General features: G+C 55.7%; 14 protein-coding genes. 9 read left to right on the forward strand and 5 right to left on the reverse strand.

What is annotated here, in order from left to right:
- Positions 1-714: 714 nt before the first annotated feature.
- From B5D61_RS17550 to B5D61_RS17570, 5 genes are all read left to right on the forward strand, one after another.
- A complete protein-coding gene (locus B5D61_RS17550; protein WP_078814734.1) occupies positions 715-1116 on the forward strand; it encodes a DUF4430 domain-containing protein in 402 nt (133 codons plus the stop codon).
- A 474-nt stretch (positions 1117-1590) separates the two neighbouring features.
- Positions 1591-2085: a DUF4240 domain-containing protein gene (locus tag B5D61_RS17555; RefSeq protein ID WP_078814735.1), complete on the forward strand. Its 495-nt coding sequence runs from the start codon at positions 1591-1593 to the stop codon at positions 2083-2085.
- A 140-nt stretch (positions 2086-2225) separates the two neighbouring features.
- A complete protein-coding gene (locus B5D61_RS17560; RefSeq protein ID WP_078814736.1) occupies positions 2226-2660 on the forward strand; it encodes a hypothetical protein in 435 nt (144 codons plus the stop codon).
- A 754-nt stretch (positions 2661-3414) separates the two neighbouring features.
- Positions 3415-3861 carry a hypothetical protein gene (locus B5D61_RS17565; RefSeq protein WP_078814737.1) on the forward strand — a complete coding sequence of 149 codons (447 nt, stop codon included), beginning with the start codon at positions 3415-3417 and terminating at the stop codon, positions 3859-3861.
- A 119-nt stretch (positions 3862-3980) separates the two neighbouring features.
- Positions 3981-4295 (forward strand): hypothetical protein, encoded by a 315-nt coding sequence (locus tag B5D61_RS17570; RefSeq protein ID WP_078814738.1) that lies wholly within the window; start codon positions 3981-3983, stop codon positions 4293-4295.
- A gap of 469 nt (positions 4296-4764) precedes the next feature.
- Here the strand turns inward: B5D61_RS17570 and B5D61_RS17575 are convergent, their stop codons facing one another.
- Complete coding sequence (locus tag B5D61_RS17575) at positions 4765-5868, reverse strand: metallophosphoesterase (protein ID WP_176159500.1); 1104 nt, start codon at positions 5866-5868, stop codon at positions 4765-4767.
- Positions 5869-5997: 129 nt separating this feature from the next.
- Between B5D61_RS17575 and B5D61_RS17580 the strand changes: the two genes are divergently transcribed.
- Genes B5D61_RS17580 through B5D61_RS17590 form a run of 3 tightly spaced genes read left to right on the forward strand, consistent with a single transcriptional unit; the run spans position 5998 to position 7606 of the window.
- Positions 5998-6609: a L,D-transpeptidase family protein gene (locus tag B5D61_RS17580; protein ID WP_078814740.1), complete on the forward strand. Its 612-nt coding sequence runs from the start codon at positions 5998-6000 to the stop codon at positions 6607-6609.
- A 34-nt stretch (positions 6610-6643) separates the two neighbouring features.
- Complete coding sequence (locus B5D61_RS17585) at positions 6644-6997, forward strand: rhodanese-like domain-containing protein (RefSeq protein WP_078814741.1); 354 nt, start codon at positions 6644-6646, stop codon at positions 6995-6997.
- 30 nt (positions 6998-7027) lie between these two features.
- Positions 7028-7606 (forward strand): DUF1802 family protein, encoded by a 579-nt coding sequence (locus tag B5D61_RS17590; RefSeq protein WP_176159501.1) that lies wholly within the window; start codon positions 7028-7030, stop codon positions 7604-7606.
- A 71-nt stretch (positions 7607-7677) separates the two neighbouring features.
- Here B5D61_RS17590 and B5D61_RS17595 read toward each other — a convergent pair whose 3' ends face one another.
- From B5D61_RS17595 to B5D61_RS17605, 3 genes are all read right to left on the reverse strand, one after another.
- Positions 7678-8937 carry a hybrid sensor histidine kinase/response regulator gene (locus B5D61_RS17595; RefSeq protein WP_078814743.1) on the reverse strand — a complete coding sequence of 420 codons (1260 nt, stop codon included), beginning with the start codon at positions 8935-8937 and terminating at the stop codon, positions 7678-7680.
- Positions 8934-10421: a sensor histidine kinase gene (locus tag B5D61_RS17600; RefSeq protein WP_078814744.1), complete on the reverse strand. Its 1488-nt coding sequence runs from the start codon at positions 10419-10421 to the stop codon at positions 8934-8936. The genes B5D61_RS17595 and B5D61_RS17600 overlap by 4 nt, the downstream gene beginning before the upstream one ends.
- A 161-nt stretch (positions 10422-10582) precedes the next feature.
- Complete coding sequence (locus B5D61_RS17605) at positions 10583-11542, reverse strand: class I SAM-dependent methyltransferase (RefSeq protein ID WP_078814745.1); 960 nt, start codon at positions 11540-11542, stop codon at positions 10583-10585.
- Positions 11543-11823: 281 nt separating this feature from the next.
- On the opposite strand from B5D61_RS17605, the gene B5D61_RS17610 reads away from it, so the two are divergent.
- A complete protein-coding gene (locus B5D61_RS17610) occupies positions 11824-13701 on the forward strand; it encodes a monovalent cation:proton antiporter-2 (CPA2) family protein (protein ID WP_078814746.1) in 1878 nt (625 codons plus the stop codon).
- A gap of 19 nt (positions 13702-13720) precedes the next feature.
- On the opposite strand, the gene B5D61_RS17615 is transcribed toward B5D61_RS17610, so the two are convergent.
- The gene (locus B5D61_RS17615) at positions 13721-14224 is read right to left on the reverse strand and encodes a methylated-DNA--[protein]-cysteine S-methyltransferase (protein WP_078814824.1); all 504 of its coding nucleotides are present in this window, start codon (positions 14222-14224) and stop codon (positions 13721-13723) included.
- Positions 14225-14235: the final 11 nt, after the last annotated feature.

Genomic DNA, 14235 nt, shown 5'->3' on the forward strand with positions numbered 1-14235 from the left:
GAAGTGAGCAGTTCCCAAGTGGTTGGGACCATCGACTGCCCCGAAAAGGAATGAGAGGACACGCTGCGCCGCCTCCTCTTTGTCGGTGGGCGAAGGGGGTGGGAAGACGATGGACATCGATTGGCCTTTCGACACCGCTTTGGCTCCGCCCCTCCTTCGCCCTCCAAGCTTCGGACGAGACGCAGCTCGTCCCTACCCACGTCGTAGCTAGCGAGTGTGACTCGCCTCTTGTCTCGACGCGCGCAGTCGCCCGACCGGGGCGCGTGTAGGCTGAGCGAAGCGAGGCTACTCGCCACTAGTTGCCTACAAGGTCGCACGGCCAAGGCCCCAGCGATGTTCACGCCCCCCGCCTTTCTCAGTCTTCCTCATCCTAGGAAAGTCAGGTCAGTAGGCTCCACCCTACTCGCGCTCCGGTCCCTCGGTATGCGTCATCGCTCGAGAGGGTCATGTATTAGGGACTTAATTTCAAATATTTATACTTCCCTCCATCCTTTTTTTAGTCTTGCCTTCAAAAAGGTTTGGTGAATGCTCCAATATGGGTATTTTGCACGCCGTATGAATCGTCTTCCGGCTCATTGATGACCGGGAAACGAACTGATTCATATCCATTCAAAATTATATGGAGGAATAAGAATAACGTTTTAGGAAATTTAAGCCAGTGTCTAGTGCCAGATAAATTTTGTCCGGAGCCAAACCCAAATAGATCAAAATAAAATGAACACTGTTACAGTTACAATCATCGGTGGACCAAGCATTGCCGTTCCTTGGATCCAAAACATGAATGCGCAGCAAGCACTGGAAGGAGCATACAATCAAATCAACAACACAAGCCAATTTACGTTTTCTCTTCAATATTATGGCGCACAATTTGGCTACTTAGTCATGATGATAAATGAAACATATGATTCTTTCATTTCCTCTGCCGCACCGTTTTTTTACTGGGCATTTTACCTGAACGGAGTGACCTCTCAGACCGGAATTGACCAGACTGTGTTAAACGCAGGGGATACTATTACATTTGCCTTTGAGACGTATTCCGCCGAGACGCATCAAGCATCCACTTTGGGGATCAAGCACTCTCGCCAAATGGATGCCAGCCAAAAAAGTAATGCCTAACAAGGCAGTGGAGCCAACGAGCATAGCTGAGCGAGGTTTAACGCATCCTTCGCCCCCCAAGCGTCGGACGAGACGCAGCTCGTGCCTACCCACGTCGTTGCTAGCGAGTGCGACTCGCTTCTTGTCTCGACTCGCGCAGTCGCCCGACCGGAGCGCGTGTAGGCTGAGCGAAGCGAGGCTACTCACCCCTTGTTGCCTACAACGTCGCACGGCCTAGGCCCCAGCGATATTCACGAACACCCCGCCTTTCTCGGTCTTCCCCATCCTAGGAAAGTGAGGCGAGTAGGCTCCGCCATACTCGCGCTCCGGTCCCTCGGTATGCGTCATCGCTCGACAGAGTCATGCCTCCACCGACTTAATCCCTGAGCCTGAGGGTTCCCTCCATCCTCTTTCTGGGCTCACCTTCACAAAAGGTTGAGTGAACTTTCAAGGATCGCTATTTTGATACTGTTAGCGGCGAAAATACCCCTGCCTATGACCGAAGATGAATTCTGGAAGCTCATTGAAAACAGCCGCAAAGAGTCGGGCGAGTGTGAGGCGCAGGCGGCAGCACTGGCTTGGTTGCTGTCGGCTCAATCAGCACAGGAGATTCAATCGTTCGATGACATTTTCGCTGCAAAACGTGCGGAGGCCTACCGCTGGGATCTGTGGGGTGCGGCCTATCTAATCAACGGCGGGTGCTCCGACGACGGCTTCGAGTATTTCCGCTGTTGGCTCATCGGGCAGGGGCGCGATGTTTTCGAGAATGTCCTGAAGAATCCCGATTCCTTGGCAAATCTGCTGTCGGGTGATGAGGATGATGTGGAGTGCGAGGATCTTTTGTATGTCGCTGATCGAGCGTATGAGGATCTGATTGGAGATCCATTGCCACCGCGCACGTATTCAGGGCCACTTGAGCCGCAGGGTTCCGAGTGGGATGAAGATGATTTGACCGAGATGTTCCCGCAGCTAGCTGTCAAATTCTCGTAAACCGCCAAGGCAGAACAAGCCGTCTCTCCTAACGCCTGACCCGCCTCCAGTTTCAGCCGTCATGACCGCTACAACCTCAACCCACAGTCGAAGCCTCGCCCAAGGAAAAGGGGGAGAGGATTTCGACATTCGCTGAAGAAATGAAGCCGTTCCCCGAGCTTGAGGCGCTTCTCGAAGATAAGTTCGATGGAATCGTCACCATGGTTTTCGAGCCGCGTGCTTGCGACGGGAAGACTTGGGATGTCGTCGATTCGTTCGTCTCAGCGCATGGCTTTAGGCCCCTGCATAATCGCTGGAATCTAATTGATGAGGCAACCGCAATCGCGATGATTTCTGAGATGCTCCACCGCAGTCTGGCCTACCGCGTGGAAATGATGAGCGAGAAGACTGCGGCGCATTGTGCCGAGGCTTTTCGAGAGCTGTTTGATCGGTTCTCCATCACCTGCGTGTCCAACGGATACATTAACGCGGACGGCATGGGTTGGACACCAATTACAGATTCGACCTTTGAGATGGCTGTTGCGATTTATGATGCCAACAATATCGGGATGATCTGCGTGGAAGACGAAGACTAGCAACACGATAAAGCAAACAAGGTGCTACCGTATTCTCACCCCCTTGATTGGACGAGCCTTCTAGCTCATCCATAACCGCAAACGGATAGGGCAGCACATGGGTTGCTCTGTTAGGCGGACTAGAAATGAAAACAACTCGAACCATTTCCCTCCGGGTTTACATCACGCTCTGGGGCATCGCTGCTCTGGCTCCATTTTTGCTGTTCTGTTTTTCGCCTCTCGCAGCAGCTATTCTCGGGGTGATAGTTGCGGCATTTTGGACGATGCTGATGCCGCACAGCTGTATGAACGGAGCTTTTATTTGCTTCCCTCTAAGTTTAGCTCAATTGGGCCTAGGTGCCATGTGGGGAATTCGAATCTACACCGAAATCAGGAATCTAAACGGAGCCTAACCAAGCCATGGGGTGAGATGTCGTCGCCTCAGGCACTTGCAAGGGATGTTCCCCCGCCTGCGAACTGGTCTGAACAAGTCGCTTGAAGACTTTCACAGGTGGAGGTGTCGAATAACTACCTTGAACACCTCGGAGCGAAGCCACCACCGCCTTAATCCCTGATCCTGAAATTTACTTGCGTCCTCTTTTTAGTCAGGCCTTCACAAAAGGCTTGGTAAAACTTGAGGGATCGATATTTTGCTCGGAATTTGGACGGGCTTCGCAGCTCATTCATAACCCAGAAATAACCGCTGTCTATCGCTCGGATATCGATATTTCAGCACACTCATGACACTGTTCGCTCTAGAACCAATCCCTTTGCCATGTCGAATTCGAAGTTATTCCCTAACGGGGAAATCACCGGACTACGTTTAGAGGCGTTCGGACTCATTCTCGTTCTCGTTGCTGCGATTTGGCAGTGCTTTTTTACAGACTGGTTTGCGCGAAATAATCAAGAGTGGATAGCATATACGCAGGAGAGCGTTAACATCTCATCGTTGGCAGCCATCGGAAATCTCGGAGAGGCACTGGTGATCGATTCACAGGAACAACGTGCTAAGTGGCGGGACGACATTAAAAGTATCGTCTCTAAAGGCGTTGAGGATACCATTCATGAGCGTGAGAAGAGGAACGCTCTAAAAAGTCGGCAGGAGCACTCATTTGGAATAGCTCGAGCGATACTGGCATTTGTCGGAGCTGGATTAGTGGTATGCGGGAAGTGCTTTATCGTCTCCCACAAAGCTTCTATGCTAGCCACAATTCCAGAATGATCCAGACCATCGACCATTGAGCCGAACAAAGCGCTGGTGGCAACGGCCGTCTGTCGTGTCAGCAGAGTCTTGCGTTCGCCGTCGTTGCAGCTTAGACGTTAGGTGAACAAACGAGTCCCATGACAGCACTTCAAACAGCCTGTGCCAAGATACTGAGCGAGCTGGAATTTGAGAAGCCGCAGGAGCACGCGTTTTATTTGCTCGTTACTGAGAAGGAGCAGACTGCGGTCTTCCGTTCTGGCTGGTTCTTCCCTGTTTGGTATCTGGCCATTGGTGCCGTTCTCGTGTTGATTGCTTTGCTTGCGGGGATTTTATCTCTTGAGCAGACTGGTAAACTATGTGGCAGTATTAGGGCGAACAAAACCAGGGAGCAACGGCTGGTAGCAGTTGGTCGCATGAGCGGAGTCTTGCTCTCGCCTGAGCCAAAAAGATAGGCAGCAACGAACATTCCGTGAGCACCAACACACAAGAACGACAGTTTGTTTGTCCCGAGTGCGGCAGCACAGTTGCAGGTGAGCGGCTGTCAGTCTCGCCAGCATCGTCAGACACGACGCCCTGGAGGAGCGCGTTTTCTCGCACCGTTTGCTCCGCTTGCCGCCGAGTCATTCCGACAGGACTTGCCGAGTGTTGGAAGGGGGAGACCATCGAGGAGGCACGAGAGATTTGGAGACAGTTGTTTCGGCAGCACAAACTGAGTGGACCGCAGGATGACGCCTAACCATGTGTGAGGCTGTTGATCAAAAGGAGGCAGTTGGGCCGCTCATCGGCCCGGGTATTTGCTTCGCCACCAGGGGAAGACGGCGGACAAAGTGTCCGCGCTCCTCTCGCGCCAGGTCCGCCCAGCGGCGGAGTGGCGATATGACGATTCAATACACTCTAACCACAGGGCGAAGATGAAAGCGGTCAGACGATCACCTTACCGTCCTGTTTTTTGACCAGACGATGCAGCACGCCGCCGTTGAGGGCGTGATGGGAAATCGTCAGGGAATGGGGCTCGATCTGAATGTGGGTGAAGCCATTGAGGTGATCGCCATAAGGCATCTTGCGCTCTTTATTGGTCAGTTCACGCACGCGGGCACCGCCGCCACCGGAGAGGATGAAGGAGGTGAAGAGGCCTTCCAACTCCAGGTGCTGCATGTCGTGGTCATGGCCGCAGAGGTAGGCGTGGACTTTGTGCTCCTGGAAGAGTTTTCCCCATTCTTCAATCAGGGGCTTGGTGTCGCGGTGGATGCCGTTGGAATACAGCGGATGGTGGCCGACGACGACGGTGAAGGGGGCGCGAGGTTTGGCCAATTCCGCTTTAAGCCACTCGTTTTGCTTGGCGTGCTCCTTCTCGCTCATGTGGCTTTGGATCTTGCCCGTTTTCTTATGCTTGGTGCCGCTGATGACGGGGAAGTTGGTATCCACGGCGAGGAAGGTGACGAGGGGTTCCGGGCTGCCGAGATCGACGCGATACCATTTCTCCGGCATGTGCCAGCGCACGCCTTCTTTCTTGGCATAGGCGAGCTGCACCTTCTCCCCGCCGATGTTGTCGTGGTAGTCGTGATTGCCCAGCACGGCCCATTGGGGACCGGGGAAGATGCTGCGGGGATACATCTCTTCGATGTCGGTCTGCCAGCGCTTGGATTTGACGCTGAAGGCATCTTTGGAGCTTTCCTTGTAGTAGCTGTCTTTCGGCTTGGCTTTGGGGCCGTCCTTTTGCTTCTCCAATTCTTTAGCCTCCTTCCACGCTTTTTCCGCACGGTCCTTGGCGGCGCGCTCGATGGTGGAGCCGTAGATGTTGTCGCCCAGCATCCAGAGACCGGCGGGTTGGATCTTTTTGCTCACGACAAACTCCCGCATGGCTTTCGCCACGGCTTTTTGATCCGAGCCTCCCGTGCCGAAGTCGCCGATGGCGAGCAGGTGAATGGCCTTACTGGCGACCTTGGCCTCGGCCTCGGACTGGAGATTGAGCGACAAGGCTGCGCTGGAGCAGAAAAGGGTCTTGAGGGCGCGTCGGCGATTCATTGAGTCCATGGAGGAGAAAAAAACGTAGGCTAAGAAGATGTCTTTCGGGCGGCTGCCCCGTGAGGAAGCATTGGACACAGACGCTCTCGTGCAGCATGTTGATTCTTCTCTTTCACGCTGTTTTTTCTGATGCCCCCCATCCCCCTTCGCGCGCTCAGTTTTTGTTTCGTGGCCCTTGCCTTGGCTTCCTGCGTTTCCACCACTGGGCCCCGCGGCGGACAGACCCAGTATCTGGAGGCGTTTGATCCGAACAGCGTCCCTCACTCAGCTCTCTACAATCAGGACATGGATTCCTATTGGGATGGTGATGGCATGGTCGGCGCTCCGAGCATCGTCATCGATATCAGTGATCAGAAGGCTTATTTCTACAAAGGCAACTCCTTGGCAGGGGTGTCCGCCCTTTCGACCGGGGACGAAAAGCATCCCACCACTCAGGGGCGGTTTAAAATCACCGAAAAGGATCAGTGGCATAAATCGAACCTCTATGGGGACTTCGTGGACGGCGCTGGCAATGTGGTGGTGGCGAATATTGATGTGACCAAAGACAAGGCACCTCCGGGAACTCGTTTTGAGGGGTCTAAAATGCATCACTTCATGCGTTTCGTGGGCGGTATCGGGATGCATGAAGGGTTCCTGCCCGGGTATCCTGCTTCACACGGTTGTGTGCGTATGCCAGGGCACATGGCGGCCATTTTCTACAATAATGTGGAGAAGGGGACCCCGGTGACTGTCCGCCCTTGAGCCTGATCCTCTGATCCTTTCGACTCTCTCCCGTATGCCGTCTGCTCCATCAGATCTGCCTTTGGAAGTCAGTGTGGATGAGGTCAGTTATCTGCTGGACAGGCCCGGTGCACCGAAGCCTCGCCTTGTGGATTGTCGGGAGCTGGATGAATGGCAGATCTGCCATCTGAGCGGTGCGCAGTTGGTGCCGCTGTCGCAATTTGGTGAATTGGCCCCTCAGCGTTTCAGTCAGCCGGCTGAGCACGTCATCATTTACTGCCATCATGGCATGCGCAGCCTGCGGGCGGCGGAGTGGCTGCGTCAGCGTGGATTCACGCAGGTGCAGTCGATGCGAGGTGGGATCGATGCATGGGCGGAACTTGTCGAACCGGAAATGCCGCGTTATTGAGGTGGTCACGAACCCCTCAAGACTGACATTTTGAAACACGATCTTCCTTCCACCGCAGTTGGCTTCAAAGAATGGGCCTACGTCTGTGAATCCCTCGTGCAGGGAGTGCAGAGTTTGATTCTCCGCAAAGGCGGCATTCATGAAGGGCGGGGGGGCTTTGAGTGGAAACACCGCCAGTTCTTTCTGTTTCCCACTTGGTTTCATACTCAGGGAGAGCGCCTCACCTGGGTGCCTGAGAATGCCGAGAGCTTTCCCCCCGAAGACGAGCGCACGAGTGTGGAGATCGATGGCTTTGCGACCCTGGAGCAGGTGTGGAAGGTGACGGACTGGAGCCAGATGGAAGAGATCGCCCCGCTGCATGTTTGGAAGGAAGAGATCGTCAAAGAGCGCTTTGTGTATGACGAAGAAAGCTGTCTGCATGTGGCGCTGGTGCGTGCTTATAAGCTGCCTGAGCGCTGGAGCTTTCCTTACTCGAAGAGTTACGGAGGCTGCCGCTCCTGGGTGAATCTGCCGGAGCAGGGGCTGAGCCTGCTGGAAAAGGCAGTGCCTGCGATGCCGGATGCCGAGTGGGACGCCGTGGCCCGTCAGTTGCGAGACCTGCTCAACTGACAAACTGGCTGAGGCCAAGCGTTAGGGCCGCATGGCTTCAGTGTCTCTGCCCTCGTTACTCGCGGGGTTGATCAAGCGGCGAGTTCTTCCCGTTGCCGCCACCGCTCTTCATGTTGGGTGGCGCGTTGAAAAAAATCGTCGGCCTCCTGAGTGTTTTGGTTTGGGTCGAGCGGGAGCCGCATCGTTAGCTCCAGCCCTTGAGGTTCCAAGCGCTTGGCTTCGATGCTGCCGCCGTGGAGATGCAGCGTGACGTAGCAGGCCATCATATTGACGCCGAAGTCATCGGGCTTGCGGCTGCGGGTGAAAAACGGATCGAAGAGATTGGCAGCTCGATCCTGAGCGCCCCAGGCCCCATTGTCGGTGAGGACCATCACGGCCTGTTCTTGTCCGGTCGCATCTCTCTGCATGGTGGCCCGGATACGCACATAATCGCCCGGGTGCAGATGGGTGATCTCCTCGATCAAAAGCAGGCGCCAGAGTTGGCGGAAGCGATCACCATGCACCAGCAACGCTGGCAGGGTCGGCGAGACATTGTATTCCACGCGAATGTTTCTCTCCTGGAAGTGGGCGAGATAGGCGCTGATGCTCTCCTCCAGTAAAGTGCCCAGATGGATGCTATCTTTCCGTTCCAGCTTCCGGGAATGCGAAGCGTGGGCCAAATGATTCAACAGGGTCTGAATGCGCTCGATCTGGGCTTGGGCCTGATGTTGCGTTTCGACCCAAAAGTTGGCATCCCGAGGCGGTCGTCCTTCGATCTCCTCCATGAGTTTCATGGGCGCGAGGTCGATGAAGGCACGCACCACGGTGAGAGCGTTACGCAGGTGATGATTCAGCCCTTCCGCCATGATCCCCATGCCTGCCACGCGGTCGGCCATGAGGGTGCTGCGGATGTTTTCGGCATTCTCCGTGAGCAGGGTTTCACGCTCCATCAGCGTGGCGTAGTATTCCATGCCCTGTCGGAGGACTGATGCCAGTTGCTCAGGATCCAGCGGCTTATGAAGATAGCGATAGGCGCGGCCTTCATTCACGGCTTTCACTGCGGTCTGATAGTCTGTGAAGGCCGTGACTAAGATGCGCACCAGATTGGGATGCAGACGGCGTGCACGGTCCATCAATTCCACACCGCTTTCCCCCGGCATGCGCTGATCCGTGAGTAAGATGCCGATTTGATGGCCATACGCTTCCAGAATGCGATAGCCTTCCGCCGCATTGGTGGCCGTGTGGATGATGAATTCATCCTCGAACATCTGACGGAAGTAGTGGAGGGCTTTCTCCTCATCGTCCACGTAGAGCACGTGGTATTTAGGGGGTGACGTGGGGGGCGCATTCATACGGCAGCAGGGGCGGCAGCGGGTTTGAAGCGAAGGGTAAACTCAGTGAACATGCCAGCGCGGCTGGCGGCGGTGATCGTCCCACCCATCCCCTGCATCATGCGGTAGCAGAGGCTTAAGCCGAGGCCCATGCCCTGGCCGACTTCCTTGGTGGTGAAGAATGGGTCAAAGATACGTTGGAGATGGTCTTCCGGGATGCCCGAGCCATTGTCGCGGATGCTGAGCAGGAGGTCATCCCCATCCCGTGTCGCCCGCAGCGTGATCTCCGGAGACTCCTGGCCTTCCATGGCATCCAGGCTGTTTTGCAGCAGATTCAAGAGGATCTGGATGATGTGATTTTCATCTCCCAGCGCCACAAAATCATCGGGAATGTCGGCCTGTAAAATCGCCCCTGCATCGCCCACTTGTTTGGCCATCAGACGGGAGGCCTTGGCCTGGGCGAGGTTCAGACTCACCGGGCAGGCCCCCTTATTCTCAGGATGGGCAAAGGTGCGCAGATCCGCCACGATGGAAGCCACCCGATCCACACCCTCGCTGATGTCATGGAGAATTTCGGTCATGGAATCGACCGTCTCATCGGGAAGCCCCCGAGTTTTCTTCTTTAAGACGTAGAGGGCGGATTTGACGAAGTTCAGCGGATTGTTGATCTCGTGAACGATGCCTGCGCTCAGGCGGCCGATGGAGGCCAGCTTTTCACTTTGATTGAGCTGCGCCTCGGTTTCACGCAGGCGTTGCAGGGTGCTGGAGAGTTCTTCGTTACGCCGGGTCAGTTCCTCGCGCTGAGCTTCTACCTTGCATCGGTTGACAAACTCACGCAGACGGATCGCATGATGCTGGCGGCTGCCGCAGTAGAGGATGACGCAGGTCAGCAGGATGAAGAGGGTGTTGTTGATGAACAGACCGATGGATCGGAGGTCGCCGTCAAACTTCAAGTTAGGCACTGTGGCGGCGAGATAAAAGGCCAGCACCAAGGCGACGGTGAATCCGATCTCGCGGAAGGTCCAATGGAAGACGAAGGACGTGCCGATCAAGCACAGCATCAGCCCGGCATAGTAGCTGGAGGCCCCATCGCCACTGAAGTAGATCATCAGGCAGATGGCCAGAGCTGGCAGCAAGGGCAGAATCACTGGATACACCCGATGAAAACGGGCCGCCCAGGGCCGATCCAGCGCTAAAAGTAGGGGAATACACAACGCGGAGCAGAACACCCGGAGGAGGAGGAAATCCCAAAACTGACTGGGATAAGCCAGCCAATCCAAGATCGCGCAGAAAGGCACGAGAACCATCACGAACCAAGCGCCGAGCTTGGCATTTCGGAGATTGTGCTCTTGAATTTCACCTTCAAATCGGGCGGACTTTTCAGCGGCAACGAGGATTTTCGGATCCACCTGCGGTGCTGCCTGCGGGGCCACCACCACGTGACGGCTCGCTGGCGGGAAGTGCAGCGGAGCCGTGTTCGGGGGGTTACTGGCCAGGGCGATCACGATTGTATAATTTATGTAAATTATACTGAGTCGAGAAAATGTGGCAACCCTTTCTTTTAAGGAGGCTCAATTCGTTTTCAAACTTGATAAGAACGGGCATTTTGCATGAAAAAGGCCTCCAAGCCGCTGCCTTTAAAAAGCCTAGCCCCCCTGCAGCGTCTTTAGCAGCGGATGTGTAAGAAATAGTTTACCCCTTCCGCTTCCCACTGCACTTCGGTTTGATCCGGGGCTGCGCCTGCACGTTCCGCTAGAGCGAGCAGAGTTTCCTGGCTACGATGAACGAGTTGCCAGCGCCCAAGAAGCTCCATGTAATCCCGGCTGGGATTGAAGTCGGAGAAATTTCCCACCACGACTTCGCCGCCAGGTTGGGTCACGCTCATCATGGCTTTCAGCACATGAATGAAAAGCCGATCGCTCAAGTAGTCAAAGAGACCGGCGGACCAGGTCAGGTGATAACCCCGGGTCGGCACGAAACGCAGGACATTGCGGTGGTGAAAACGCAGGCGTTCCGTCCAGGGGGCGCAGAGACGTTGGGCGTAGGCAATGGCATGGGCATCCATGTCCACACAGTCCATTTGCAGGTTTGCCTGCGGATGGTTGAGGTAAAACTCATGCACATCCCGGCTCGGGCCGCTGGCTACGTTGAGCACCTGCAGAGGTTCTGGACCGCTGTGTTGCTCCAGATGTTTCTGAAGCAGGTCCTGGAAATAACCCTTGCGATTTCTGACGGCCACCGGCGCGGCTTGGCTATGAAAGTAGAGATCCCAGAGGCGCAGGCTGGGATCGGAATGGGTCTTGCGGGTGTAGATGTGGTCGATGATCTCAAAGTCACCGCTGTAGCCATACTTCTGCGCGAGTGCCTCCGCCTGCATGGTGCCTTGCAGATGCTTCTCCGTTACCTCCTGAATGTAGAGTGAGACTTCCTCCTGAGACAAACTGCCCCCGCGGACCGAATCTCCCAGATGACGGATTGCTCGATTGAGCACACTGTATTCCGGAGGCTGCGGCCCTCCCCGAATGATAAAATCATGCAGCAGCTCATCAAAGGAGCGAAGCAGGTGAGACTCCCGCCGATTCAAAACTGGCGATTCATCGGTGAGGATCGAGTAAGGCGGAGGCATCTCGGGAGAATTTTAAAATATCACGCCCGCTTATTAATAAGCGGAGGTATTTTGTTAAAATAAACGAGATATTAAGCATCGCAAAAGCCGAATTGGCTGGGCACGCTAACTTTGTTTCTGAAAAATTTAATTCATTCTAGTGAATCCAGAGAATGGGCTGGTTCAAACGGGGTGGAGGCGGGTGACGCGAAAAACCTTCCATTTTTGAGGCCAAACTCATTCGTGAGGGGTTGAGAAGGCGCTCATTTGAGAGTTTGTGGGAGGGGCTCTCCCGCTTGCTTATGACCTCCGTATTTCTTTTCCAGGCTGTAATCTATCTTCTGGCAGCGGTGATCTCCGTGCCAATCGCCAAACGATTCGGGCTCGGGTCCGTATTGGGCTATCTGCTGGCGGGGATCGTCATCGGCCCTTCAGCCTTGCAGCTGGTCGGGGAGGTGGAAGACGTGCAGCACTTTGCGGAGTTCGGGGTGGTCATGATGCTTTTCGTCGTCGGATTGGAACTGCGACCGAGTTTGCTCTGGCGTCTGCGGGGGCCTATCCTAGGGACGGGGAGTGCTCAGGTGCTGGGCACCGCCACTGTGATGGCCGGAGGCGCTCTCATGTTGGGGATGGCTTGGCCGGTGGCGGTGACGATCGGTCTGATCTTGGCCATGTCATCGACAGCCATCGTTATTCAATCGCTAGCGGAGCGGGGTATCCTGAATACTCGGGGCGGCCAGGCCTGTTTCTCCGTGCTGCTATTTCAGGACATCGCGGTGATTCCGATCCTGGCGTTCCTGCCTTGGCTCGCAGAGGTGCATGGCCATGGGGCCCCTACAGATGTCGGACATGCCTCCGGTCATGAGTCGGCGCTGGCCCATCTGCCGCAGTGGGCGCAGACGGCGGCGACCATCGGTGTGGTGGTGGGGGTCGTCTTTGCGGCGCATTACCTGTCCCGCTATGTGTTTCGCTATGTGGCCGCTTCCAAGTTGAGGGAGATGTTCACGGTGGTGGCGCTGCTGGTGGTCGCTGGCGTGGCGTGGCTCATGCACATGGTCGGTCTCTCACCTGCGCTGGGCACTTTCATTGCCGGTGTGGTCTTAGCCGAAAGTGAATATCGGCATCAGCTCGAAGCGGATGTGGAACCCTTCAAAGGTCTGCTGCTGGGCTTATTCTTCATTGCCGTGGGCGCTGGTTTGAACCTGGGACTGGTGATGGATCAGCCTGGAAAAATCGGCTTGCTCGTTCTCGCTTTGATGGGGGGCAAGTTTTTGGTGTTACTCATTTTAGGAGGTCTGTTTCGCCTGGGGTGGGGGGCTTCCTTCATCTTCTCGGCAGCTTTGGCTCAGGGCGGGGAGTTTTGCTTTGTCCTGTTAGGCACGGCTGGAGGTCTGGGATTGCTCAGCCCGGACTTGAGTGAGCCCCTCAATGCCGCTGTGGCGGTCAGCATGGCTTTGACCCCGCTGCTGCTGATTGCCAATGATCGCCTCATTCAGCCCAAGTTTGCCAAGCTCACGCCACCTCGAGAGCCAGATGCTGTGGAGTCTCACGATCACCCTGTGATCTTGGCTGGCTTTGGTCGTTTCGGGCACATCATCGGGCGCTTGCTCCAGGCGAATGGCTTCGGCGTCACGGTGCTGGATAACGATCCCGACCAGGTGGAGATGCTGGGACGATTTGGTCTGAAATCCTTCTATGGGGATGCATCACGTGCCGACCTCCTGGCCGCCGCAGGGGCGGAGAAAGCGAAACTCTTTGTCTGTGCGGTGGATGATGAAGAAAAATCGATGGAGATCGTGGATCTGGTTCAGCGAGAGTTTCCGCATCTGCGGATCTTAGCCCGGGCTCTCAACCGCAATCATGCTTACCGTTTGATTGATCGGGGTGTGACTGACTTTCGCCGGGATACCTTTGCCAGTGCGCTGGATCTGAGCACCGACGCCTTGCGTGCGCTGGGGTATCGAGCCCATCGGGCGCTGCGGGCCGTGGAGATCTTCCGCTGTTATGACGAAAGCAGTGTTTTTGAACTGGCCAAGCACTTCAATGAGGATGAGGCCAGCTATATCTCTGCGGCGCGGCAGCACCTGGAGAATCTGGAGTCTGTCTTCCGTCAGGATCTGCACCGCCAGCATCTGGATGCCGAGGATGCCTGGGATAGCGCAGGGCCTAACAATGGATAGTTAGCCCCCCGCTGGATTCTCAACTCATCGGCAGTGTGACGCCCTCATGCTCCAGGAGCCACTGCTTGCGCTCCAGCCCGCCGGCATAACCGGTGAGTGAGCCGCTGCTGCCGATGACCCGATGGCAGGGGATGATGATGGAGAGCGGGTTTCGACCGACCGCAGCGCCGATCGCACGGACAGCGGCGGGCGTCCCGAGTCGTTCCGCGAGTTGTCCGTAGGTCCAGGTTTGGCCTGCGGGGATCTCTTGCAGTGCCTGCCAGACCTGCTGCTGAAAGGCCGTTCCGGTGACCAGATCCAGTGGCAGATCGAAGTCGAGACGTTTACCCATGAAATACTTGGCCAAGGCGTGCAGAGCAGGATCGAAACGTGTCGTATCGTCTTGGCGGAGCCACAGGTGAGCATCTTTGGGCCAATGCTTTTGGCCTTCGAGATACAAGCCAGCGAGGCCCTTCTCACTGGCCACCAGGGTGATGCCGCCAAGAGGAGAGGACGTTGTGGTATAAAAGAGGGTGGGGATCATGAATGAAAATT

It is taken from the genome of Prosthecobacter debontii (assembly GCF_900167535.1).
In the GTDB taxonomy this organism is placed as follows: domain Bacteria; phylum Verrucomicrobiota; class Verrucomicrobiia; order Verrucomicrobiales; family Verrucomicrobiaceae; genus Prosthecobacter; species Prosthecobacter debontii.

What these genes read in the sequence shown, in the direction of transcription:
- B5D61_RS17580 (WP_078814740.1), top strand. Translation starts at nt 5,998, where the DNA reads ATGCCCCCCATCCCCCTTCGCGCGCTCAGTTTTTGTTTCGTGGCCCTT.
- B5D61_RS17550 (WP_078814734.1), top strand. Translation starts at nt 715, where the DNA reads ATGAACACTGTTACAGTTACAATCATCGGTGGACCAAGCATTGCCGTT.
- B5D61_RS17560 (WP_078814736.1), top strand. Translation starts at nt 2,226, where the DNA reads ATGAAGCCGTTCCCCGAGCTTGAGGCGCTTCTCGAAGATAAGTTCGAT.
- B5D61_RS17565 (WP_078814737.1), top strand. Translation starts at nt 3,415, where the DNA reads ATGTCGAATTCGAAGTTATTCCCTAACGGGGAAATCACCGGACTACGT.
- B5D61_RS17615 (WP_078814824.1), bottom strand. Translation starts at nt 14,224, where the DNA reads ATGATCCCCACCCTCTTTTATACCACAACGTCCTCTCCTCTTGGCGGC.
- B5D61_RS17595 (WP_078814743.1), bottom strand. Translation starts at nt 8,937, where the DNA reads ATGAATGCGCCCCCCACGTCACCCCCTAAATACCACGTGCTCTACGTG.
- B5D61_RS17610 (WP_078814746.1), top strand. Translation starts at nt 11,824, where the DNA reads ATGACCTCCGTATTTCTTTTCCAGGCTGTAATCTATCTTCTGGCAGCG.
- B5D61_RS17605 (WP_078814745.1), bottom strand. Translation starts at nt 11,542, where the DNA reads ATGCCTCCGCCTTACTCGATCCTCACCGATGAATCGCCAGTTTTGAAT.
- B5D61_RS17585 (WP_078814741.1), top strand. Translation starts at nt 6,644, where the DNA reads ATGCCGTCTGCTCCATCAGATCTGCCTTTGGAAGTCAGTGTGGATGAG.
- B5D61_RS17555 (WP_078814735.1), top strand. Translation starts at nt 1,591, where the DNA reads ATGACCGAAGATGAATTCTGGAAGCTCATTGAAAACAGCCGCAAAGAG.
- B5D61_RS17575 (WP_176159500.1), bottom strand. Translation starts at nt 5,868, where the DNA reads ATGAATCGCCGACGCGCCCTCAAGACCCTTTTCTGCTCCAGCGCAGCC.
- B5D61_RS17570 (WP_078814738.1), top strand. Translation starts at nt 3,981, where the DNA reads ATGACAGCACTTCAAACAGCCTGTGCCAAGATACTGAGCGAGCTGGAA.